Origin of the sequence: Nonomuraea sp. NPDC048892 (assembly GCF_040649735.1) — a bacterium.
In the GTDB taxonomy this organism is placed as follows: Bacteria; Actinomycetota; Actinomycetes; order Streptosporangiales; family Streptosporangiaceae; genus Nonomuraea; species Nonomuraea maheshkhaliensis.
On the sequence record NZ_JBEZFZ010000027.1, the window covers coordinates 102,574 to 123,275 of the forward strand.

Annotated in this window: 18 protein-coding genes and 1 pseudogene; 7 read left to right on the top strand and 12 right to left on the bottom strand. The window is 64.2% G+C overall.

Annotated elements, in window-relative coordinates:
• Positions 1 to 130: 130 nt before the first annotated feature.
• The 6 genes from AB0C28_RS46615 to AB0C28_RS46640 form a co-directional block, all read right to left on the bottom strand.
• Complete coding sequence (locus AB0C28_RS46615; RefSeq protein WP_358082509.1) at positions 131 to 2,404, bottom strand: cell division protein FtsK; 2,274 nt, start codon at positions 2,402 to 2,404, stop codon at positions 131 to 133.
• Positions 2,401 to 2,805 carry a hypothetical protein gene (locus AB0C28_RS46620; protein ID WP_358082511.1) on the bottom strand — a complete coding sequence of 135 codons (405 nt, stop codon included), beginning with the start codon at positions 2,803 to 2,805 and terminating at the stop codon, positions 2,401 to 2,403. Before AB0C28_RS46620 ends, AB0C28_RS46615 begins: the two co-directional genes overlap by 4 nt.
• Positions 2,805 to 3,806, bottom strand: a complete 1,002-nt coding sequence (locus AB0C28_RS46625; protein ID WP_358082514.1) for a DUF2637 domain-containing protein — start codon at positions 3,804 to 3,806, stop codon at positions 2,805 to 2,807. The genes AB0C28_RS46620 and AB0C28_RS46625 overlap by 1 nt, the downstream gene beginning before the upstream one ends.
• Entirely contained in the window at positions 3,803 to 4,186 is a 384-nt protein-coding gene (locus AB0C28_RS46630) for an RRQRL motif-containing zinc-binding protein (RefSeq protein WP_358082517.1), read from the bottom strand. The genes AB0C28_RS46625 and AB0C28_RS46630 overlap by 4 nt, the downstream gene beginning before the upstream one ends.
• On the bottom strand, positions 4,187 to 4,399 hold the full coding sequence (locus AB0C28_RS46635; protein ID WP_358082519.1) for a WhiB family transcriptional regulator: 213 nt from the start codon (positions 4,397 to 4,399) through the stop codon (positions 4,187 to 4,189).
• A gap of 139 nt (positions 4,400 to 4,538) precedes the next feature.
• The gene (locus AB0C28_RS46640; RefSeq protein WP_358082522.1) at positions 4,539 to 4,706 is read right to left on the bottom strand and encodes a hypothetical protein; all 168 of its coding nucleotides are present in this window, start codon (positions 4,704 to 4,706) and stop codon (positions 4,539 to 4,541) included.
• A 289-nt stretch (positions 4,707 to 4,995) separates the two neighbouring features.
• On the opposite strand from AB0C28_RS46640, the gene AB0C28_RS46645 reads away from it, so the two are divergent.
• Entirely contained in the window at positions 4,996 to 6,405 is a 1,410-nt protein-coding gene (locus tag AB0C28_RS46645; RefSeq protein ID WP_358082525.1) for a hypothetical protein, read from the top strand.
• Here the strand turns inward: AB0C28_RS46645 and AB0C28_RS46650 are convergent.
• The 3 genes from AB0C28_RS46650 to AB0C28_RS46660 all read right to left on the bottom strand — a co-directional run bounded on the left by AB0C28_RS46650 (position 6,402) and on the right by AB0C28_RS46660 (position 8,795).
• Positions 6,402 to 7,175: an aminoglycoside phosphotransferase family protein gene (locus AB0C28_RS46650; protein ID WP_358082528.1), complete on the bottom strand. Its 774-nt coding sequence runs from the start codon at positions 7,173 to 7,175 to the stop codon at positions 6,402 to 6,404. The genes AB0C28_RS46645 and AB0C28_RS46650 overlap by 4 nt on opposite strands.
• Before the next feature lie 135 nt (positions 7,176 to 7,310).
• Positions 7,311 to 8,000: a GntR family transcriptional regulator gene (locus AB0C28_RS46655; protein WP_358082530.1), complete on the bottom strand. Its 690-nt coding sequence runs from the start codon at positions 7,998 to 8,000 to the stop codon at positions 7,311 to 7,313.
• A gap of 531 nt (positions 8,001 to 8,531) precedes the next feature.
• Positions 8,532 to 8,795, bottom strand: coding sequence for a hypothetical protein (locus tag AB0C28_RS46660; protein WP_358082533.1), 264 nt, complete (start codon positions 8,793 to 8,795; stop codon positions 8,532 to 8,534).
• Between the two features lie 138 nt (positions 8,796 to 8,933).
• Here AB0C28_RS46660 and AB0C28_RS46665 point away from each other — a divergent pair, with 138 nt between their 5' ends.
• A complete protein-coding gene (locus AB0C28_RS46665) occupies positions 8,934 to 9,395 on the top strand; it encodes a GntR family transcriptional regulator (RefSeq protein ID WP_358082535.1) in 462 nt (153 codons plus the stop codon).
• 342 nt (positions 9,396 to 9,737) lie between these two features.
• Positions 9,738 to 13,187 carry an NACHT domain-containing protein gene (locus AB0C28_RS46670; RefSeq protein WP_358082537.1) on the top strand — a complete coding sequence of 1,150 codons (3,450 nt, stop codon included), beginning with the start codon at positions 9,738 to 9,740 and terminating at the stop codon, positions 13,185 to 13,187.
• Between the two features lie 3 nt (positions 13,188 to 13,190).
• Here the strand turns inward: AB0C28_RS46670 and AB0C28_RS46675 are convergent, their stop codons facing one another.
• Positions 13,191 to 13,892, bottom strand: a complete 702-nt coding sequence (locus AB0C28_RS46675; protein WP_358082540.1) for a hypothetical protein — start codon at positions 13,890 to 13,892, stop codon at positions 13,191 to 13,193.
• A gap of 61 nt (positions 13,893 to 13,953) precedes the next feature.
• Between AB0C28_RS46675 and AB0C28_RS46680 the strand changes: the two genes are divergently transcribed.
• Both AB0C28_RS46680 and AB0C28_RS46685 read left to right on the top strand, forming a co-directional pair.
• On the top strand, positions 13,954 to 14,190 hold the full coding sequence (locus AB0C28_RS46680) for a hypothetical protein (protein WP_358082543.1): 237 nt from the start codon (positions 13,954 to 13,956) through the stop codon (positions 14,188 to 14,190).
• Between the two features lie 847 nt (positions 14,191 to 15,037).
• Positions 15,038 to 16,069 carry a hypothetical protein gene (locus AB0C28_RS46685; protein WP_358082546.1) on the top strand — a complete coding sequence of 344 codons (1,032 nt, stop codon included), beginning with the start codon at positions 15,038 to 15,040 and terminating at the stop codon, positions 16,067 to 16,069.
• A gap of 108 nt (positions 16,070 to 16,177) precedes the next feature.
• On the opposite strand, the gene AB0C28_RS46690 is transcribed toward AB0C28_RS46685, so the two are convergent.
• A complete protein-coding gene (locus tag AB0C28_RS46690) occupies positions 16,178 to 16,774 on the bottom strand; it encodes a transposase (RefSeq protein WP_358082549.1) in 597 nt (198 codons plus the stop codon).
• Here AB0C28_RS46690 and AB0C28_RS46695 point away from each other — a divergent pair.
• Positions 16,725 to 17,234: pseudogene (locus AB0C28_RS46695) on the top strand (transposase); the annotation flags it as partial. The gene AB0C28_RS46690 and the pseudogene AB0C28_RS46695 overlap by 50 nt on opposite strands.
• A gap of 217 nt (positions 17,235 to 17,451) precedes the next feature.
• Here the strand turns inward: AB0C28_RS46695 and AB0C28_RS46700 are convergent.
• On the bottom strand, positions 17,452 to 17,652 hold the full coding sequence (locus AB0C28_RS46700; protein ID WP_358082552.1) for a hypothetical protein: 201 nt from the start codon (positions 17,650 to 17,652) through the stop codon (positions 17,452 to 17,454).
• A gap of 627 nt (positions 17,653 to 18,279) precedes the next feature.
• Between AB0C28_RS46700 and AB0C28_RS46705 the strand changes: the two genes are divergently transcribed.
• Positions 18,280 to 20,451, top strand: a complete 2,172-nt coding sequence (locus AB0C28_RS46705) for a tetratricopeptide repeat protein (RefSeq protein ID WP_358082555.1) — start codon at positions 18,280 to 18,282, stop codon at positions 20,449 to 20,451.
• Positions 20,452 to 20,702 lie beyond the last annotated feature (251 nt).

The window sequence follows — 20,702 nt, forward strand, 5'->3', positions numbered from 1 at the left end:
AGGGCCGTTTCCGGGGTTCCGGCAGGTCGAGCTCTAGGCGCTAGACCCCTGCTAGATCAGGGATTTGGGCTCTAGGGCAACCTCTAGACCTAGAGGGGCGTGCCTCTAGGTCTAGAGGCGATGGCGAGAGCTAGGAAGCCTTGCCTTTGTCACGGTGAGTGACAGCAGTGACGATGTCGTCGCGAGCGATGCCGATGCGGTTCGCGCCCTTGCCACCACCCTCGGGCGTGCCCCACACCTGCATAGAGCGGACGCCGTACGGCTTGAGCGCGGTCGTGAGCTGGGCCGTCTTCGCGCCGCCCTCCAGGCTCGCCCATGTGCCGTAGACCTCGGGCCGCAGTTCGGCCAGGCGATCGACGATGACCTCGTTCCACACCTTGGTCTCCGACGGCGGGACCACGGCCAGGATGTCGGCCAGCAGGTCGAAGGCCGGGGTAACGTGCTCGGGTGTCTCGCCGAGGGCGTGCCCGGTCAGGGTTCCGGCGGCCTTGCGGAGGGCGTAGGCGCGATCGGCGATGAGCTGGGTTTCGGGGGTGTTGAGGTAGGCGGCCTTGACGACCTTGGGCATCGGGGTTGCGCCGACCAGGTATCCGGTGCCCGCGTCCTTCTCTGGGACGAAACCCGTGGCGCGGATGCCGTTCTTGTAGGCCGAAGTGCCGAGGATCATGTCGTTTTCGAGCTGGCCGGCCACCCGCAGGCAGTAGCGGATGGAGACGTTGGCGGAGATGCCGGTGGGCAGGCTGTCTCTATCCGGGCGCTGGGTGGCCAGGATCAGGACCACGCCGAGGGCGCGGCCGAGTTTGATGATGAACTCGGCGTCGTCGCCTGCCTTGTCGCCGTGCTCGGCGTGGGCGAACAGGTTCTGGCACTCGTCGATGATGCACACCAGCGGATGCAGGCCCAGAGAGCGCTTGTCAGCGATCTGCCGGGTGACGCGCTTGTCCGGGCAGACATCCGCGGGCAGGGCCTTGAGCGCCGCCGAGCGGCGCATGACCTCCTTGCGCAGCAGGATCAGCGAGTCGGCGGCGTAGGCGATGGCCTCGTCTTCGATGCCGGAGACGTAGCGGTGGCAGACCTTCTCGTACGGGTCCAGGTCTCCGGTGCCCTTGAGCTCGTGGAACCACGCTTCAACGGTGGGATCCAGGACCACTCCGGCGGCCAGCTCGCGGATGGAGGAGGTCTTGCCCTGCCCGGGCTGGGAGCCGATGAGCACGTTGTGCTGGATCAGCGGCACCGTTACCAGTCGGCCACGCGGGTCGTTGCCGAACGGGACGCCCTTGAACACGTCGTGAGAGCTGGCCTGCTTGAGTGGCGAGCGCACGATGGTCTTGGACAGGTCCTTGTCGCCCACCCAAAGGATCAGCCGTCCCTCGTGGATCGAGGAGTCGCCCTCGGGCCAGATGCAGCCGAGCGGGCGGCGCAGCGCGGACGCGAGCCGGTCGCGCTTGTCCATGACGTCGGCCACGGTCACGCCGTACGGCAGGTCGATATCGGCGCGCCAGCCGGGGCCGTCGCGGGTGATCGGGGCGACGAAACGGATGGCGTCCTTCGGGTTCTTGGACAGGGCTTGCGTGATACCGGCGATGCCGAGCACGCTCAGCGAGCGGACGACGATGTCGCTGGTGAGTTTCTCTACCTCGGACGCGATGACGGCGCGGTTGATCAGTGGACGATCGGCGGGCTTGCCGAGGACGCCAAGGGCGGCCAGCGCCACGGCGAGGGCCGTCCACTGGATCTGCGTCGGCTGGTCGGCCACCATGGTGGCCAGGATCAGCAGCGTGATCAGGGCCGCGCCGGTGACCAGGACACGGAGCCGTACGCGGGAGTCTCGTTGTCTGCTCAGCTTGAGGTATCCCTCGTAGTCGGCCTTCTGGACGGCGGCGAGCCGTACGGGTTCGCCCTCCAGGTCGAAGGTCCACCGGACCATGCCGCTCACCAGGCGAACCAGGCCGCGCGGGGTGCGTACCATCAGGCGTCCGGCGTACAGCGGGGTGCGCAGGATCTGGTAGCCGGCCACGTGCGCGTAGTGGAGGCTGGCCCACCTGAGCGTCTCGATGGCCTCGGCGCGCGAGCACAGCCACAGCGGAACAAGAGGCTGGCGACTGCTCGCCTTCCGCTCCAGACTCGCCCGCCAGTCCGGACGGTCCCGACCGGGCTGGTCCACGCGGACGATCTCGCCTTCCAGTACCGGTCCGTCCGCGCTCTCCGATACCGGCTTGGGCTCGCCCTTCGACCGGTCGGCGTCGGGCTGGTGGGCGTTGCGTCCGGAGCGGGCGGCGTCGAGGTCGACGATGTCCGCCCCCTTGTCGCCCTGCCGGTCCGAACCCGTAGCGTCCGGACTGGCGGGCCGTTCCGGCGTGTTGTCCTCCGGGTCGTGGTTGGGGTCGTCGGGTCGCTGCGTCATGATGAATGCACCTCTGTTGCCTTGTGCGTAGCGGGGTCCTGGGGCGCGGTCGTTGTCTTGGCGGATGAGGCCGCGCCCCACGTGGCGGTCAGAGACGATGCGCGGTCGGACCGCGTTTCGTCCGGTCGGTCGGTGGCTGTGATGTCGGCGGTCGGCGTATGCGGTCCGTCGGCCTCGGTGATGCCGAGTTCCGTCCGCCAGGTGGCGGTGAGCAGTTCGATGCGGTCCTCGGGGAACGGTCGCTGGGTCCGAACTTCGGCCAGCAGCATGGCCGTGATCGCCTGATTGCGGTCGAAGGTTCGTCCGGGGTAACCGGTGACGCTCCAACGGTCGCCTCGGAGCTCAGCCACATTCGGGCAGGCGTCGGAGGTCATGTGCGTGTCGGTGATGCTCAGGGTCATCAGGCGGCCTCCCCTTCGGGTATGGGACCTTCTGTTTTCAAATGCGCCAGGAGTGCTCCCGCCCGATCAGTGGAGATGCTCTGGCCGCGTTGGCGGATGGCATCGCGGAGTCGGTCACGGGTCAGTGGTTGACCCTGCGCGGCCAGCTCGGTGGCGACGCGTCGTCCCAGAGGCAGGAGGTTCGCGACGTTCGGCGGTGTGCTGGTGCGCGCCTTGCTGCTGCGCTTGCGGCCACGGGCCGCGCGCTTGGGCAGGACGGGCGGGAGGACCGGACGGTTGTTCTCGTTAGTGGCCTGTACCTGGATGGATGGAGCCGGGTGAATCTGGATGTCTTTGGGCGCGAGTTCGCCGAGGCGGTACAGGGCACGTTGGCGGCGGGTGGCCTTCAAGCGCCACAGCAGGCCGTACCGGTCCTGTAGCTCCGTCTTGGCCAGGATGCGCTCACGCTCGCGCCCGAGGGCCTCGGGATAGCTGCGGATCTCCCACAGCACCATGCGGCGCCACAGCGCGATCGTCGCCAGCGGGGCCAGCAGCCAGCGCGAGCGCCGGATGCCGTCCATGTGGTCGGGTCTGGCGAGGTCCGCGCGCTTGCGGACGACGTGGGCACCGACCTCGATCGCGATGACCCACAGCAGCGGGAGCAGCGCGTGCGCCACCACGGCGAACCAGTCGGTGCGTCCGGGCGCGCTGAGGTAGGCGGCCACGTTGAGGTAGACCGTCGCGGCGGTGAGCGCCCACGGGATGAACCGCAGCCAACCCAGCCGCATGCCGAGGCGGGCCAGCACGATGTCCAGCGCGGAGAAGGCCGCGATGCCCAGGTCGATGCCGAGCGGCACCGTCCAGGCGAACCAGCCGAACGAAGGGCTGGCGGCGCTGGCAACACGCTCGAAGCTGTTGACGAACCCCAGCAGGCCGAGCATCCCGGTTACTGCTGCGGTGGCGGTGATGGCGGCGCGTTCTCCCTCGGTGAGCGGGCGGATCGTGTCCGGACTGGTGTTCATGCCGCCACCGCCTCTGCACAGTCCAGGCAGATGCCCAGGTGGCGCGGCAGCACGTACCCGACATCCGTCAAGCACTCGGGGCAGGTACGCCGCGCCGCGTTCGCCTTGGCCAGAGCGCTCCACTGACGCGGGCTCACGGTGCGCTTGGGCAGGGCGAACCGCACGTCGTACAGGTAGGCGGCGCGGACACCGGGGGCGCCGTAGCGACGCGAGCACCACAGCACCTGGGCCTGTACGCCCTGCCCGCCCGGCCGTAGTCCCTCGGCGGTGAGCTGGCGAAGAGTGCGCAGGTGCGGCGGGGCCATCTTCCACGGGTAGGTGGGGATGCCGTACCGGTCGCCGGTGGGGTCCCAGAAGCGGGCCCGGATGCGGCTTGCCATTTAAGCCACCTCCAGGTCGTCCAGCTCGGTGGCGTACGCGGCGATCTCGGTGGGCGTGCGGCCAGCCCAGATGCCCGAGGTCGGACGGGCCTCCAGCGCGTACAGCTCGCAGAACAGCAGGGCGGGGCAGGTGGCGCAGATTTCGCGGGCCACGGCCTCGCGGGCGGCGCGCTCCGGGGTGCTCTCGATCGTCAGTCGAGGGCCGGTGTGCAATTCGGGGTCGTAGGTGCATTCGGGGAGCGGTGTTTCGCCGTCAACCCGCCATGCAGTTTCGACTTCGGCGAGCGACATACGGGCCGGGTGGATTGGGTGGTTCGTGTGGAGTGCCACTGGTGGATCTCTCTTCCTACGGTCAGTTGCTGACGGTCTGGACGAACCGCGCGAACGACTCGGACGCGCTCATGACCAGGTGGGCCGCCGCCTTGACCACGGTTGCCGCGCCCTCCGGGTCCTTCATGGCGTAGAGGACGGCGCAGATCGTGAGGACGGTCGGGAGCACCTTTCGCGGACGGACAAGCATGTTGAGCCCTCTCGGTTCGTGAACCTGCAAGCAGGTTCTAAGAGACATAGAACATGTACAGTCACGGAGAGTCAAGCCCTAGACACTGGTCGTCATGGGTCTCTGCGGGTCTTGCCTCGCTCGCTCCTGCTGACTCAAGCCTTCCTCGCCTGGGCCCGCCACAACACCGTGCTCGGGATCGAGACTGAATGCACGGGGGGTGCTTTTTGGGGGTGATTACGGCCTCGACCTGCTGAAATGCGAGGCGGAGAATCTGCGAAATGAGCGCCCCTCGGGCCTCATTCAGGCCATGATTGCCAAGGCCCGTGCTTTTGTGGAGGTGAGAATGTCCCGAATGCCCAATATGGCACTCGCGCACGCAATGCGACGTGCCGATTGTTCGAATTCGGGACTTGCCTCACGAGTACGGCAGATTGCTATCGAGGATGGCGTAAGCCTGAGTTGTACGCACGTGGACGTTAAACGTTGGCTTGATGGCGTTCGCCCGCGTCATGCTACTGCGCGGTTCATCGCCGAGGCTCTCAGCCGGAAAGCCGGCGTGACGTTCACGCTCGATGACATCGGCCTGGCCGGTGTCGTTACTCCGGAGACCCTTGAGGCAACTCTCGCGCATGGCGGCGGGATATCTGATGCCGGCAGCCGACTCCTGGCCCTGACGCGCCGAGATCTCGCCGACGATCCCGTTGCGCTTCAGTCCGTGGTCGTGCCGGACGCATGGGGAGAGTCCCTCATCTCCTGGCTACTGGCCCGTCCCGAGCCGCTTCAGATCAGGCAGAACGCCAGGCCGTCCGTCGGGAAGTGGGACGTCCACGCCATTCGTGCGACCACCGAGCTATTCGCCAACATGGGTTTCCAGTTCGGTGGCGGCCATGCCCGCTCGGCTCTTATCCAGTACTACAACCGCGAAGTCGTCCCGATGCTTGGTGGCAAGTTCACCGAGCCAGTAGGGCGCGCGCTGTACGCGGCGGCAGCCGAAATCACCGAACTGGTCGCCTGGACGGCTTACGACCTGGGCCGGCACGGACTCGCGCAACGGTACTTCCTGCAAGGGCTGCGGCTCGCTCAGGCGTCCGGCGATCGCATGATGGGTGGCCTGCTACTCGCGGACATGAGCCATCAGGCCAACTACCTCGGCCGATACGACCAGGCGATCCAGCTCGCCCGCGCTGCTCAGGAAGGATGCAAAGGCGTGGCAACCGCCACACCCATGGCCTTGTTTTACGCGATGGAGGCACGCGCACACGCCGGAAACGGCGATGAGGCGGCGTGCGTACGCGCGTTGAATGAGGCTGAGAAGCATTTCAGTAGGCGTGACGCCGACAATGACCCCTCATGGGTCAGTTACTTTGACGCGGCCGAATTGGCCAGTGAGGGCGCGCACTGTTATCGCGACCTCAAGAAGCCATCACAGGCGTTGGAGTTCGTAGGCCAGGCGGTTGACCTCTGTGACCCGATGTACGTGCGTACGCTCGCCTTCGATCGCCTGGTCCAGGCAGCGAGCTACGTGCACATGAACGAACCGTCACAGGCGGCGACGGTCGCGTTGGAAGCCATTAATCTCGCCGGACCGCTCAAGTCCGAACGCTATTTGCGGTACATCCGAGATCTGAAAGCCGACCTCCTGGGCCGTGAGTGTGAGGAGCAAGTGGCGGCATTCAACGCCCTCGTCGCTGACAGATACCCCTCGCTGAACTCCTAAAAGGCTCGCCATCTGCGTGGCGCGTCCGGGTTCTGGAGGCAGAACAGGCGATTGCGAAACTCCCGCGCAATGGCCTCGTCTTCGTCGACGTTCTGCATAAGCCACGTGGTCATTTTCAGCTCGTTGATGTCCCTGAGCACGGGATAGCCCTCCCACGCCAGGACATCGAATCCGTAATGCTCGGCGAATTGCTCGTATTCGGCGTGTGTTCCCCAACCCAAGGTGTGCTCAATGGCCGTGACAGCGAGATCCGTCTCGGGAGGACCGAACGCAAAGCGTTCAAAGTCGATAAGTACAACGCTGCCGTCTGCAGTCTTGATGAGGTTATCTGAATGAGCATCGCCATGGACAGCGCAGGAGACAAGGGGAAATTTTAGGGCCTCATATGAGGACCGAAGCACGTCATGTTTGGCCAGCAGGAATTCGCGCTCTTGATCGCTGAGGGCAGTTGTAGATGCGATGCGTTCAGAGACGCGTCCGAGGATATTCAGTTCCGGGAGGGCGAGATGCTTCGGAACAGGCATGTGATGGAGATCGCGAAGCGCCAAGGCTAGATCGATGAGGCTCGCGGGAGACCCACTGTCAGGCACCCGATTCCACAGCGTCACCGGCTTCTCTCGCACGACAAGAGGTTGGACCTGAGACGTTACCGTCGCCGCCGGAAACCCTGCCTCATGCAGCCATGCGGCGACCGCGACCTCTTTTTGGACATCGTCGAAGACGTCCATGCTCCGCGCTATCCTCACGACGACCTGTTCGGCTTCCAACATGAATAGAGCGTTCTCGCCGAGGCGTATCAGCCGAGCATCCTCGCTGGCCAGCCCGACAATCCGACAGGTCTCGCGGAGGGTTATGAGTGCCTCCTGCGAGGTAAAGGGAACAGTGGGTGTGTGAGAGACAGTCACCTAACGGCCCTTTGGTTGTGACCTTATAACGCGACCCTTTCCAGCCCTTTTCTCGACCATCCCTTCCGCCTCCAGCAGGGCGAGAGCACGTCTAATGGTAATGCGGCCTACCCCCCGTTCTTGGGCCAGGGCATTCTCTCCGGGCAGAACGGATCCTATGGCCAACTCGCCACTAGTGATTTCCCTCCTGAGGGCGTCGGCTACTTCATCGGCTCGCGTCTGTGCGTGATCACGTCCCCCGACGAACCATCCCTTGCCGTGAACGGATGCGATCAAGTTCTCAGTGGCCAGCACTTGAAGCGCCTGCCGAGCGGTTCCCTTGGACACCCCGAATTCGTCCGCCATGGCCGCTTCCCCCGGCAACTGCTCGCCGGCAACAAGCGCACCGCTCTCGATGCGTTTGCGAAGGGCCTCGGCGATCGTCTCGTACTGCGTCGAGGCCGCACGGCGGACGCCTGGCGGCCCGTCGCCCACGACGCGGCGCCCGCGGCCGGCCTCGCTGGCCACCAGCCCAACACGTTCCAACTCGGCGACCGCCTGGCGAACCGTTCCTCTCGCCACACCGTACGTACGCGCTAGGACCGCTTCGGAGGGCAGCATGTCTCCCGCAGGAGGATCTCCTTGGCGAATACGGCTACGAATGTCCTCAGCTATCCGAACGTAGGTGGGACCATCCTTCGCCTTGCTCATCGCGCTCCCTCGCCGAGGCACACTGTCTCCAGGGTAGAGCGGACAGGCTAGGACCTGCGAAGGATCGCAGCCCCGCGCCTCTCATAATCCTTCCCGCGGAGAGGGCGGACGACGCGGTACAACGTCAACACGTCGGCGGCGCGGTCGGCTTCTCTCGCCGGAACACGAGGCGGACGTGACATTCTGAGTGGCGTCCGTGCGCGGCTCGCAGGGTTGCCCGGCAGGCCCGATAACGCTGCTGGGTTGCCGTGTGCTCTCCTGTTGCGACGCTTGGGCTTGGCGGCGGCAAGGGCCGCATATCTGCACTGATGCTCCTTCTCGTGCTCGGCAATCAGTGCTACCCAGACCGCACGCGTGTGCTTGTAGAGCCCCCTGCCGGTCTCTTCATAGCCCTCGGGGCCGCCGGGTCGAAGGATCAGGAACTGCCCTCCTTGACAGGCCCACTCGTACGCTCCGCAGCATGCGGTCTCGGTGATCCGAATGTGATCTTTTGCGGGACGTTCATACGGCTCCCACCTGAGGGCAAGCACGTCAGGAGCCACCGCACGGCCTTTCAAGCGCGTACTCCTGCAGGTAGCGATAGACGTTGCGGCGGCTGCGCTGCCACGTGCACGCGAAGGCGAGTTCTAGGGGCGTGTCGGCTACCAGCTCTTGCCGAAGGCCGTAAGCGATCTCGTCGGGGGTCAGCTTGGGCAGCGGCTTGGCCCGCCAGTCACCCCGAGCGTCGCGCCAGACGTAGAACCGTCTGAACGCGCCGCGTAGGTCGTCAGGCAGCGCACGGCGTGTGGAAGTCATACGTGGTTGATCTTCCGGTGTTGTACTGGACATGGAAGTCAATCAAAAACCCGTCTGGAATGACGTTTGCCCACCGTAACGCTAGGGCCTTATGGCCACAAGGCTCATGTCAACATAGCCGCGTGACACTTGTGTGCTGTGATCGACTACAGCTCTGGGGTGCCGGTGTATCGGCAGGTCGCCAACGCGATCCGCGACGACATCACCGCCGGCCGCTACCGGCCAGGAGCGTGGTTGCCCTCAGAGTCCCAGCTGGCGCAGATGTACGAAGTCGGCCGCGACACCGTTCGGGAGGCGCTTGCCTACTTGCGGGCCGAGGGGCGGATCACCACGGTTCGCAAGCGGGGGTCGATGGTGGCCGCTGAGCCGAGCCGAGAGCCGTACCGCGTTCTCGCCGGGACGCGAGTGATCGCGCGCATGCCGACGCCAGATGAGCGGCGGGACCTGGCGACGCCAGGAGAACTGCGGGAGTTCGGTGGCATGCCCGAGGGCGTCCCCGTTTTCGACATCGCGCCGGGGCCACGCAAGCATCGCAAGGTTCTCCGCGGTGACCGCGTAGAACTGGCCTTTGATGATCCGCCCGCTAAAGGAAGCGCCTAAGCCGCAACTGGAACACCTCAAAGATCTGTACTGGTAGTGGTAGAGGCCAGCGGTCGCCTGCTGGCAGCAGCGCCAGTCAGACCGGCACAGAATCTCCGTGATGGGCGGTGTCAGGTCACCAGGAACCCAGCATCGCGTCAAAGATGACCATTGAGCCGTAAAAGGGCTGCGCAGTGGCTCACAGCCACCGCACGATCATTGGCTGTCCCCGCAACTCCGAATAATTGCGCGGTCGCCGTTATTGACCCGAAATCGTATGTTGGGACGATTTTAGGCGGACCGAAATCGCTGGTTGACCGAAATCGCATGCGGATCAGCGCGAGACGGAGATACAATTAAGTTATGGTATATGATGCGTTCATTTCCTACGCGCATCAGGATAAGGCCGTCTGTGCGGCGGTCGAGAAGATACTGCGCTCTTTCTCGCTGCATGCCTTCGTTGACCGATACCAGCTCTTCTCCGGAAGCCTGACTGACGGAATTGCATCCGCCTTGAAGCGGCGACCGACTCTCGTTCTTATCACATCGAAGTCGGCGGAGAGCTCGATTTGGGTGAGCGCGGAGCTGCAGTTTGTTCGATTCCTCAACTCGCCAGGAAGGCTGCTCGGAGGCCAGGCCCAATCAAGTATAAATATTATTATCATACAAATTGGTGAGGGTGTCGCAAGCCGTCTGAACCTTCTTGACCACAAGGTAATCGACATCTCGCGGAGAGATCTGACAGCTCTTGATCGGGATGAATGGTTCAAAGACCAACTTTGGCTGGCCGTGCACAGCCAGGCGATCAACGATGTAGTCGGCGAAAACAGGGAATCTGCAGGAGAATGGTGTCAGCGCCAGCTCCCCGACGACAGCGATTGGATCGATTTTTGGAGCGCTGACTGGCGGCGTTACCTGCCGGAAGAGGTGCGACGGGGCTCGCCCAGAGCACTTCTTGCTCCAGGAGGCAGTGGCAAGTCTGTGTTGGCCGCCCACGTCATCCGGCACATGCTCAAGACGGAATCGTCGAGCTGTCCCGTTGTCATTGAGCCGGAGTTGCTGCCACCGGGACAGCTCCATACCGCCGTGTGCCGCAAGATCGGAGCACGCTCGCCAGAGGTGCTCATCGAGCATGTCGACCGGATGCTCTCTGACGGTCATCCCGTTCTGTTTCTGGTCGACGGTCTGGATCGGGCGACAGAGTCTTTCCCCGCGGTCGAGCTCGAATCCCTTCTCAATCTACTGGCATCCACGGGCAGACTCGTCATCACCTGCCGCCCTGAGACATGGCACCGTTTCTTCACTCGGCTGAGCGTGGAAACCGTCACGGTAGATCTGCTCGATGTCAGGCATGTTCAGCGGATCATCCGAGATCACACTTCGTACGGAGCCTTCTATTCCGATTTCCTGCGAATTCCGTTCTATCTCGGAGAGTTGCTTCGCCTCCAGTATCGGCTGGCAGATATGCCGACGACGCGTACGGATCTGCTGAGCGCTTCCTGGCTCGACTTTCGCCAGACGCCGAGGGAGGCTGTGCCTCCTCCAAAGCCCGTTGAGCACGTTCTCGATTGTCTCGCCGAAGCACAACTGGCCAGGATGGCATATGACATCCCCAGAAGCGAATTGACGCGGAATCGCGATGTGGGGTTCAGGAGAGAGCTTGAACGACTGGAAGCATCGGGCACGATCATCCGAAGGAACACGGCTTCCGGAGGGGGTGTTCGCCTACGCCATGATTTGCTCGACTGCTTCGGCATCGCTCGCAAGGTGACGTATGGCGAGAACGCCCCCACGCGACGGGAGATTGTGTATCAGCGGGCTTCGGAGGACATCGGATGGGCGGTCCTGTCCATGATCGTGCAAATCGCGGTGGACCACGGTGACCCGGCACTCACGAGGGAGGTGTTCGAGAACCTTCTTGACATGTTCGACAAGAAGAAGTGGGGGAATGCCTGGATGGCCCATGCGTGGGCCGCAACGTACGTGATGCGGGACAGGTTTGACGAGTTCCTGCCCTTGATCCTCGACTGCCTACAAGGGGAAACGACCTCAGCTCCGAGCGCGGGTGATCGGAGCAAGGCAAGCACACTTGGACCCCCGGCACGAGTCACGCAGGAGGCGGCGAGTTCCCTGGCATCAACCTTCGACATGATCCGGGATTGGCGCACCGCCGAGCCCTCTAGGGCGGTACCCGTACTGCAGGAAGGCCTGACCCGCTGGCCCATGCGTCGGAGGTTCGTCGAGGCCCTGGCACAATACCGATCCCAGGACTCCCTGCGGGCTCTGCTCGCGTTCTCTCAGGAGGAGCTCGCAGGGAAAAAGGATGCTGAGATCCTTTGTGAGGTCAGCAAGGCATTGGGCGACCTGGGAAGTTCGTTCGGGGCGACGCTAAGAGAAGAATGCTCTGCCGTCCTTCGTGAGATCAGCGGTTACGAGGCTATCGATGCTCGGACCCGCCGAATCGCGATCGAAAGCATGAACATGCTCAATCCGAAGAGTTTTCAGTCTGTCCCGGAGGTTTCCGAGGCCGAGATCATCCACAACCTCCGCCCCTTCGCCGATTCAGAAAAGAAAGTCTATACCGACTGGCGGGTTATCAAGGAGTACGCAGAGCTACACGCCTACAGCCGGATCACTCGCGGCCTGCTCACAACGGATCTGCTGAATGCGCTGGTCAACGCACTCGACCACGACCAGACATACGCCAGGGTTCCGGTTGCCCGGTGTTTGGGGATCGCTGATCATTCACGTGCTCGGGCGGCTCTTGAGGCTGAACTCCTGGAACCGCAATTGCCTTCTGAGGTGCGACATGCCTGCCTCGACGCGTTGCGTCAGCAGATTCTCGGCGCGTCATCGAGCACAGTACGATCTGCCAGACGCTGGTTCGTTCTCGACGCGTCACGCAAGGCCCGGCAGAGGATGTCGGACTCGACCGCTGAGCAACTGGAGGAGTTGGCCTTGAACTGGACGCTGAACGGTGATCGGCTTGTGTCGGGTGACGCCTTCGAACTGGTGGGGTGTAGGAGCGAGGCGTTCACCACCGAGTTCGTCCACGTCAATCCCCAGGCCCACCCCATCTCGGAACTCCTCGCCTTGGTCACCGAAGAGGATCGGCACGATGTGGGAGAGGGCTTGGAGCCGAAGTTCCGCATCTGCTCAATTCAGCAGCCCGAACACTCGCGTCTTCGGATCGAGGTGACCGGATCAACGTGGGAGGAAGGCGTCAGCTTCCACCGCATGCTGCGGCGCCGGGCGGCAGAGGGACTCGGCTTTCTCGATCCCTTGGTTGAGCGCTACCTGAACGGTACGGGAGCCCTCCCCGGCATCGCTGTCGTCCACGGGATCCTGATCACCTCCGACGGGAAAGTAGTTCTGGCACAACGACCGCCTAGGTCCGCACACGCCCCGGGACGGTGGTCGGTGAGTTACGAAGAGCAGATCACCACATCCGACTTCGAAGACGAATCGACCGACGCAGCAACCGCAGCGGCGTTGCGGGGGCTGCGCGAGGAATTCGGGATCACCGCCACCAGAGAGCAGACGAAAGTTGTCGGCGCCCTCATGGAGATGCCGATCCTGAACCCCGCCGTGGTGGTGATCGTCGCCTCTCCGCTGACCTTCGACCAGATCAGAGACGTCTGGCTGCGCAAGCGGTTCGGGGACGACGCGGACGAACTTGTAAACATCGATGAGGTTGAGCTGTCCATCAATGTGTTGAGGACGAAAGCCCATGACCGGGAACGGGGACAGCTGCATCCCACGTCTCCGCTACGTCTTCTCATGCTCGTTCGGTGGCTGGAATCACGGTCATAGGACCTAGAAGTTCGCGCTGGCCATTGCCTCCGGATCGTTGACCCCAGCAAGTTGAGCGAACCCCATCGCATAGCTGCGGAGGCGCCTTTGCGCGCCGCGCAGCTCCTCTCGGCAGGCCGCGTTGTCCGGCCAACTCGACTCCGGCGCGTCCGGATTGGCCTGCTCGAACTCGCGTAGTCGCGGGTGCCAGGTGGACAGGAGCGGTCGAAGTTCGCGGTTGAGCATCGTGATCGCCAGATGCTCGACGGTTTGACCGCCCGGAATCGGGACAGAAGGGCGGCTGCCCTTCAGTATTTCGCGCGTCGTAGCGAACAGGCCATGCAACGAGGTCATGGCCTCCCGGAGTAGTCCCTCATCGTCGTCCAAAGGCTGAGTGGACACCCGCGTTATGGTCTCGACGAACAACTTCCAGGCCACAGTGCGGCTCTCGTTGTTGACCACGAACGTCAACTCACTCACCTGCGGAACCAAGATCTTCACCTCGGTCAGGCGGGCCGCGCGGTTGTATATCTCATTCACGACGACAGTCGCGATGCCGGCTACCGCCCCCGCCGCCACGAACAGCCCTCGCCCGCCGATTCGGGTCAGCTGGAAGATCGCAAGGCCTGCCAGCGCACCCACGACAGCGGCGCCCATCAGGCGGCTGGTTCGCCCTCGCAGAAGTGTCATCACCTGTGATCGCATCGCCTTGAACCACCCGCTCAACGATGGAGTCAAACTTTACCCTCGATCGGTCGCCCACGGACCGACAAGAACAACTAAGCCCATGCCTGACATGATGCACAACCCACTCTATGAAGCGTTACGCGAAGCGGAACAAAAGATCACCCCACTCATCCAGAACGCGACCCAGGCGATCGAACAGTCCTACAAGGAGTTCCACTCCAGCCTGATCTGGATGGGGGCCACGGCCAAGCTCTTCGACTCCCAACTGGAGCTCCATCGTTCCCGCGTCGTCCGCGCCGGCAACAACATCCTGGAGGACCCGCCAGAAGATGGCTAACCTTCTTCTGCTTGACGCTTGGGCGGGTTCTCGGTCAGCTCTCCGAGGTCGGCTGCGTATTCAAACCGCGGCGTCGGTGAGCCGGGGTGTCAGCCGCTGCCCGCTTGCCGTCGCGCGTGAGCGTGAGTTCCTCGCAGACGTTGCGCGCCACGATCGGGTCCGCGAGGTTGCTCACGTTGATGGTGCCCTTTTGGAGCAAGCGGACGGCGGTCGAGATGGGGCGGGGCAGCCTCGTTGTTCTGGCGCGGTATGAGGGCCCACTGCATCGCCGCTCTGATCTCCTTCTGGAGAGGTCGGAAGACTCGTCAGTCAGAAATGCGAACGTGGCGACTGTGAGGCTGTCCACGATGCTTTCCGGGGCTTGGCGGCAACGCCCTTCCAGCGCATGCGTACATACTTACGGCAGAAGTCGTACCAGCTCACGGCGGCTTTCTACGGTCTTCGTCATGGAGGCGGGCAGGCTGGTGACCGTGTCGAAGGCTTTGCCCTTCTTCGCGGCCTTGAGCAGATCAGCCGGGGTCCGGCTCTATCCCGCCTGATACCGCAACATCACGCTGGCCGTCCTCGTCATGATCCGCGCCGCCCTGGCTGCTGAACCCACCCGGCCATCCAGTGCCGACCAGCTCATCGCAATCTCCGCGAACGAGATCGCCGCTTCTCTGCTTGGCTAACCCGGCCGTCCAACAACGAAGACCACCTACTGAAGTGGTCAGCCTAAGCGGCGACACCATCAACATACGCCCGTCGAAGCCACTACCAGCAACAACTGCTCAAAGGTCCATAGGTGCTCTGAAGTACCAGCGTACGTACTGCACGGGGCCGCTTGGTAACGCTACGATCCAGAGCTATGGAGCAAGCGCTGTGGGACCCACGCGAGCGTGACACTGCCCGGAACGATTTCAAGACGGCACGTTACGCGATCCGTCTCTCCTCTGCTCAATATCGGCGGGCCCGTGATAACCATGTCACACACGGCGGGCAGTTCTTTGATATTCGACTGAGCAGAGGACAATGGTATGATGATCTCCAGGAGTTCATTCGTTCGATCATCTATCTCGCCGAAGTCGAAACAAGGGTCGACCTGGCCTCCTTCTTGCGTGAAGCCGACACACTCGGCGAACTTCCGGAGTCGCGTCAACTGAATCGCGCCAACGCTTGGCTTGCCGAATGCCGAGAGGTTGTAGACCTTCTATTTGCTGCATACATCGAAGCCAGCAATGGCGGTGATCCGAAGGAGCTATCCAGGACCTGGGAAGAGTGGGGTATTTCGCTGAAGCGATGGGGAAATGCCTTGCGTAATAGAGAAGAGGTGCGCGACAGGCTCTTCTCGCAGCGCAAGGATGGATACGTCTTGGACCCTTCAGACCACGAAAAGGATCCGGATTCTGATACATCTCCCAGCGAGCTTACCAGGCAAAATCTCGAGTGGGCTCGCCAGCACGTTCTGCAACCGGAAGGGCAAAACGAAAGCAAACCGAGAAATGGCGATCCGCTTCCCCTAGGCCGAAAGCCAGAGATGATACTGACTTTCGAGGTCGAAGCAAGGCAATATCAGTTGATCATCCAGGGCCTCATCACAATCGTCACGCTTCCCGGCTATCGTGAGGCTAGACGGCTTAAGAAGGGGCAGTATGTCGGCCTGTCATGCCAGCGAGATATTCACTATGCGAAGGTGCGTCGGATGGAGACTTACCATTCAGTGGAAAGCCTGATGAGTAATGAACCTTCGACTTCGCTCGATCCAGACAGGCCCTCAAGGCAGATACAAGACCAATGTCATCAGCAGTATGTTTCATACAAGCTTCGTCATCGCGACGAGGATATACGAGGCATGCTGGCTATAGAGCTGGAACTCCCGCGAAGTATGAGGGAGCGATAAGTAGTCATCACCTCCAAGTGACGACAGAGACTGAATGCGTAGTGGTCTGCGCGGAAATCCCTCGGTAAGCAATCAGAAGGTTCTGTGACGCTGGGTGATGCGTGCTGATCAGGCGTCGAGTGCAACGGGCGGGATCCAGAGGCGGCCGGTGAAGGCGCGGTGGATCGCCTCGAAGGCGCTCAGCCCGTGTTTGCGGGCGCTGTCGGGTTGGGAGCGGACGGTCAGCCAGTGCGCGGCGCCCTGGTCGGATTGATGGCAGCCGGAGATCTTCACCTGGGTCTTGACCAGGCGCAGCGCGCGCTCACCCGCATTGTTCGTGAACGGCACCCAGCCGGGGAAGTCGGCGAAGCGCAGCACGTCACAGGCCCGGTCCCGCAGGCGTTCGAGCAGGTTGCGGGCCGGGGACTGTTTCCGTCCCGGCGCGCGGGGATGCAGCGACAACCCGACCGCGATCCCACGGTGGAAGGACTCGAGGTAGACCCGCGCCCGCTCGGGCGGGATCTGCGACAGCCCGCTCTGGCGAGCCTTGACGGCCTGTTTGTTCAACTCGGCCAGTGACCAGCGGATCTGTGCCGGCCACCGCTGGCCGGGGTGGTCTTCGGCCGCGGCGGTCAGCTCTCTGACCAGGTGCGCGTTATGCCGATATCGGCATAAGGTGCACCTGATCCGCAACGCCCTGCGGCCCGTGGCCCGCCGCGACCGCACCGCAGTGGCCGCCGAACTGAAGAAGATCTACACCGCGCCCACCGAGCAGGCCGCCTTCGACGCCCTGGCCGACTTCGCCGCATCCGCCTGGGGCGCGAAGTATCCGCAGGCGGCCAAGGTGTTCGAGAACGCCTGGGACACCTTCATCCCGTTCTTCGCCTTCAGCCCGGCGGTGCGCAAGCTGCTCTACACCACCAACAGCATCGAAAGCCTGAACTACCAGCTGCGCAAGGTCACCAAGGCCCGCGGGCACTTCCCCGGCGACGACGCCGTGGTCAAACTCCTATGGCTCGCGATCATCAACATCGAGGACAAACGCGCCCGCCAACGGCTCGCCAACCGCGCCAACGAGGGCAAACGCAACGACCAGCCCGCCCGCCTCATCGAAGGCCAGCGCACCTTCGGCTGGCGCGAAGCCCTCAACGAGCTCGAGATCGCCTACCCGGGAAGGATCAAGTAAATCAGGTAAAGAGCACTCTTCATCGCTCAGAGTAAGACTTTACACACTTCAGGTGACAAGCTCCCAAGCCGATGGACTTAGCGATGATCTCCTTCTCGTCGCGGGCTGAGACCCGTATGTAAGAGCGATCGCCCGGCCCATGCGCTGTCCTTCGTCCGTGTCCTGGAACGTCTACTTTTCCGGACGCTACCCAAAGCAGGCTGTGCTGATACGGGTGTTATCGCAGCAGCAGGAACAACATCAGGACAGTAAGGGCCGGTACGGAGATCGCCATGCTGACCAGGCACAGCCGCAGGGTGGCCGCCCAGCCGGTCACCGCGCCGGTGACCAGCTCGGCCAGTGCATGTGCGGCGGGCGGCAGCTGGCCGCTGGGCTCGTCGCCGGGGTCGTTGGTGTTGGTCTGCGTGGGTCGGTTCACCGGGTGCTCCTTCGCGGCTGGTGATGTGTAGGAGCAGGATCCGGCTGGGGGCGTTCGATTCCCAGACAGATTGGTGATATCGGCTGGCGGGCCTGGTCGCGGGACCGGGCGTCGTTTAGATTCTGAACGAAACCGAACAGCTTGAGGCGCCCCGTGAGTGTGATCGCCCCCGCCCGGATCCAGACTCGTCAGCAGCTGACCGAACAGCTGGCCGAGTTGTTCCATCAGGGGGGTTGGAGTCATCATCGGCTGGCGGAGGCGGCCGGGTTGAGCTCGGCTACGGTGCTGGGCACCGTCAACGGCACCACCGGCATACCTCGAGCCGGGACGCTGCAGGCGTTTGTCACCGCATGTGGGCAAGATCCAGCGCCGTGGCTGGCGGCGCGGGGCCGCGCGGTAAAGGCCGAGCGCGCCCAGGCCGCAACGGTGAAGGCCGGGCGGCTCCTGGACCGGGTGATCGGCGAGCTGAATGACAGCGATGCTCTGCGATTGGAGATCCACCAAGCGATCACAGTGAGAGACGGGGCCGCGGTGCGGTCGCCTTCGGTGCTGCCGCCCTACATGCCTCGGCCCGGCTTCGATGACCGGTTACGGCGCGAGGTCGCGGCGGCGGGCGAGAGTAGCCGGATGATCGTCGTGGTGGGCGACTCCTCTACCGGCAAGACCCGGGCCTGCTGGGAAGCGATTCGGGCCGAGCTGGCGACCTGGCGCATCTGGCATCCGCTGACCCCCGATCGGCCGATAGCGGTGACCGAGGCCCTGCGCGGTGATCTGATCGCCCCTCGGACGGTGATCTGGCTGAATGAGGCACAGTTCTACCTCGACGCCGGAGTCGAAGGCGAGCAGGTGGCCGCGGCCCTGCAAGAGTTCCTGGCCACGCCGACCCGCGGCCCGGTGCTGGTGCTGGCCTCGATGTGGCCCGACTTCCAGAACGTCTTGACCAAGGATCCTGGTGCCTCAGCCCGCGACGACCCTCACCGGGCCGCCCGCGCCCTGCTCGACCAGGCCCTCACCTTGACCGCGCCGCGAGGGTTCACCTCCGAGCAGCTGGTCCACCTCAGCGACGTCATCGCAGGCGATCCGCGGCTGCGGGCGGCCACAGGCTCGGCCGCTCCTAGCCGGATCATCCAGTTTCTGGCCGGGGCACCGCAGCTACTGCTGCGCTACCAGCAGGCCGATCCGGCCGCCCAGGCAGTGTTGTGGGCGGCGATGGACGCCCGACGTCTGGGCCATGGCCTCTACCTTCCCGAGCCGCTGCTGCAAGCAGCGGCCTGCGGCTACCTCGACAGCGACACATGGGACCAGATCACCGACTCCGACTGGTTCACCACTGCTCTGGACACTCTCACCGCACCGCACCGCCAACTACCCGGACCGCTGCTTCGCCACCGGCCTCGCCCCGAGGACCCCTCGGCCACCTCCCCCCTCTACCGCCTGGCCGACTACCTCGACCAGCACGCCCGCACCGAACGGCGCCTGCTGTGCCCGCCGACCGCCTTCTGGACGGCCGCCGCCCAGCACGCCCGCACCCCGCGCGATCTCACCCAACTCGCCCTCGCCGCACACCAGCGAGGCCGCTACCGCCACAAAGCCCTCCTCTACCGGCAGGCCGCCGACGCCGGAGACCCCACCGCCCTGCAGGAGCTGGCACAGATGCGGGAGAAGACCGGGGACCGGAAGGGAGCCGAACGGCTCGCGCACCGGGCCGCCGACGCCGGAGACGCCACCGCCCTGTTGGTGCTGGCCCGGATGCGAGAGGAGGCCTGGGACCGGAAGGGAGCCGAACGGCTATACCGGCAGGCCGCCGACGCCGGAAACAGTGTAGCCCTGCAGGAGCTGGCCGGGATGCGAAGGCGGACCGGGGACTGGGAGGAGGCCGAACGGCTATACCGGCAGGCCGCCGACGCCGGAAACACCATAGCCATGCGAGCGCTGGCCGGGATGCGGAAGCGGGCCGGGGACCTGGAGGAGGCCGATCGCCTGTACCGGCAAGCCGCCGACGCCGGAGCCAGCGTAGCCCTGCAAGAGCTGGCTGGAATGTGGGAGGAGGCCGGGGATCTGGAGGAGGCGGAACGGCTTTACCGGCAGGCCGCCCATGCCGGAAACCCCACCGCTCTGTGGGAGCTGGCCCAGAACCGGGCCAGGGACCAGGAAGGAGCCGAACAGCTCGCGCACCGGGCCGCCGACGCCGGCGAAACCGAAACCCTATGGGCGCTGGGCGCTATGCGGCAGGGTTTCGGGGACCGGGAGGGAGCCGAACGGCTATACCGGCAGGCCGCCGACGCCGGAAACGCCCGCGCCCTGCGGATGCTGGTCGGGATGCGGGAGGAGGCCGGGAACCGGGAAGAGGCCGAGCGGCTCGCGCACCGGGCCGCCGACGCCAGAGACGGCCAGCCCCTGCGGGTGCTGGCCGGGATGCGGGAGGAGGCCGGGGATCGGAAGGGAGCCGAACGGCTATACCGGCAGGCCGCCGACGCCGGCGACGCCCACGCCCTGAAGGCGCTGGCCCGGATGCGGGAGGAGACCGGCGACCGGGAGGGAGCCGAGCGGCTCGCGCACCGGGCCGCCGACGCCGTAACCCCCATCGTCCTGCAGGACCTGGCCGGGATGCGGGAGGAGGCCGGGGATCGGAAGGGAGCCGAACGGCTATACCGGCAGGCCGCCGACGCCGGAAACGGTGCAGCCCTCCAGGACTTGGCCCGGATGCGGGAGGAGGCCGGAGATCAGGAAGGCGCCGATCGACTCCGCAGGTTCGGTCTGACACCTGAAGGGGAGGTGGAGGTTGCCTGGAAACTATAGGAGTTGCTGGGTCATGATCGTGGACCCATTGTGGACCGGCGCGCTCTCACTTTCGGGCTTCGTGTGCATCTGCCCAGGTCAAGGGCGCTAGAGGGGTGTGTTGAACAACCCTCTCCGGAGCCGGGTGCGTAGGTTCGAATCCTACAGGGGGCACACTGTGATGTCTCAGGACATCGGAAACCCTCGAACCTACGGGTTCGGGGGTTTCGTCTTGCTGGGGTTTGCCTGAGGTTGGTAATCGCGGCTGGGGT

Coding starts and splice junctions, on each gene's coding strand:
- AB0C28_RS46645 (WP_358082525.1), top strand. CDS start 4,996: ATGATTGCCAAGGCCCGTGCTTTTGTGGAGGTGAGAATGTCCCGAATG.
- AB0C28_RS46630 (WP_358082517.1), bottom strand. CDS start 4,186: ATGGCAAGCCGCATCCGGGCCCGCTTCTGGGACCCCACCGGCGACCGG.
- AB0C28_RS46670 (WP_358082537.1), top strand. CDS start 9,738: ATGGTATATGATGCGTTCATTTCCTACGCGCATCAGGATAAGGCCGTC.
- AB0C28_RS46660 (WP_358082533.1), bottom strand. CDS start 8,795: ATGACTTCCACACGCCGTGCGCTGCCTGACGACCTACGCGGCGCGTTC.
- AB0C28_RS46655 (WP_358082530.1), bottom strand. CDS start 8,000: ATGAGCAAGGCGAAGGATGGTCCCACCTACGTTCGGATAGCTGAGGAC.
- AB0C28_RS46640 (WP_358082522.1), bottom strand. CDS start 4,706: ATGCTTGTCCGTCCGCGAAAGGTGCTCCCGACCGTCCTCACGATCTGC.
- AB0C28_RS46620 (WP_358082511.1), bottom strand. CDS start 2,805: ATGACCCTGAGCATCACCGACACGCACATGACCTCCGACGCCTGCCCG.
- AB0C28_RS46625 (WP_358082514.1), bottom strand. CDS start 3,806: ATGAACACCAGTCCGGACACGATCCGCCCGCTCACCGAGGGAGAACGC.
- AB0C28_RS46705 (WP_358082555.1), top strand. CDS start 18,280: ATGATCGTCGTGGTGGGCGACTCCTCTACCGGCAAGACCCGGGCCTGC.
- AB0C28_RS46685 (WP_358082546.1), top strand. CDS start 15,038: ATGGAGCAAGCGCTGTGGGACCCACGCGAGCGTGACACTGCCCGGAAC.
- AB0C28_RS46650 (WP_358082528.1), bottom strand. CDS start 7,175: ATGTTGGAAGCCGAACAGGTCGTCGTGAGGATAGCGCGGAGCATGGAC.
- AB0C28_RS46615 (WP_358082509.1), bottom strand. CDS start 2,404: ATGACGCAGCGACCCGACGACCCCAACCACGACCCGGAGGACAACACG.
- AB0C28_RS46680 (WP_358082543.1), top strand. CDS start 13,954: ATGCCTGACATGATGCACAACCCACTCTATGAAGCGTTACGCGAAGCG.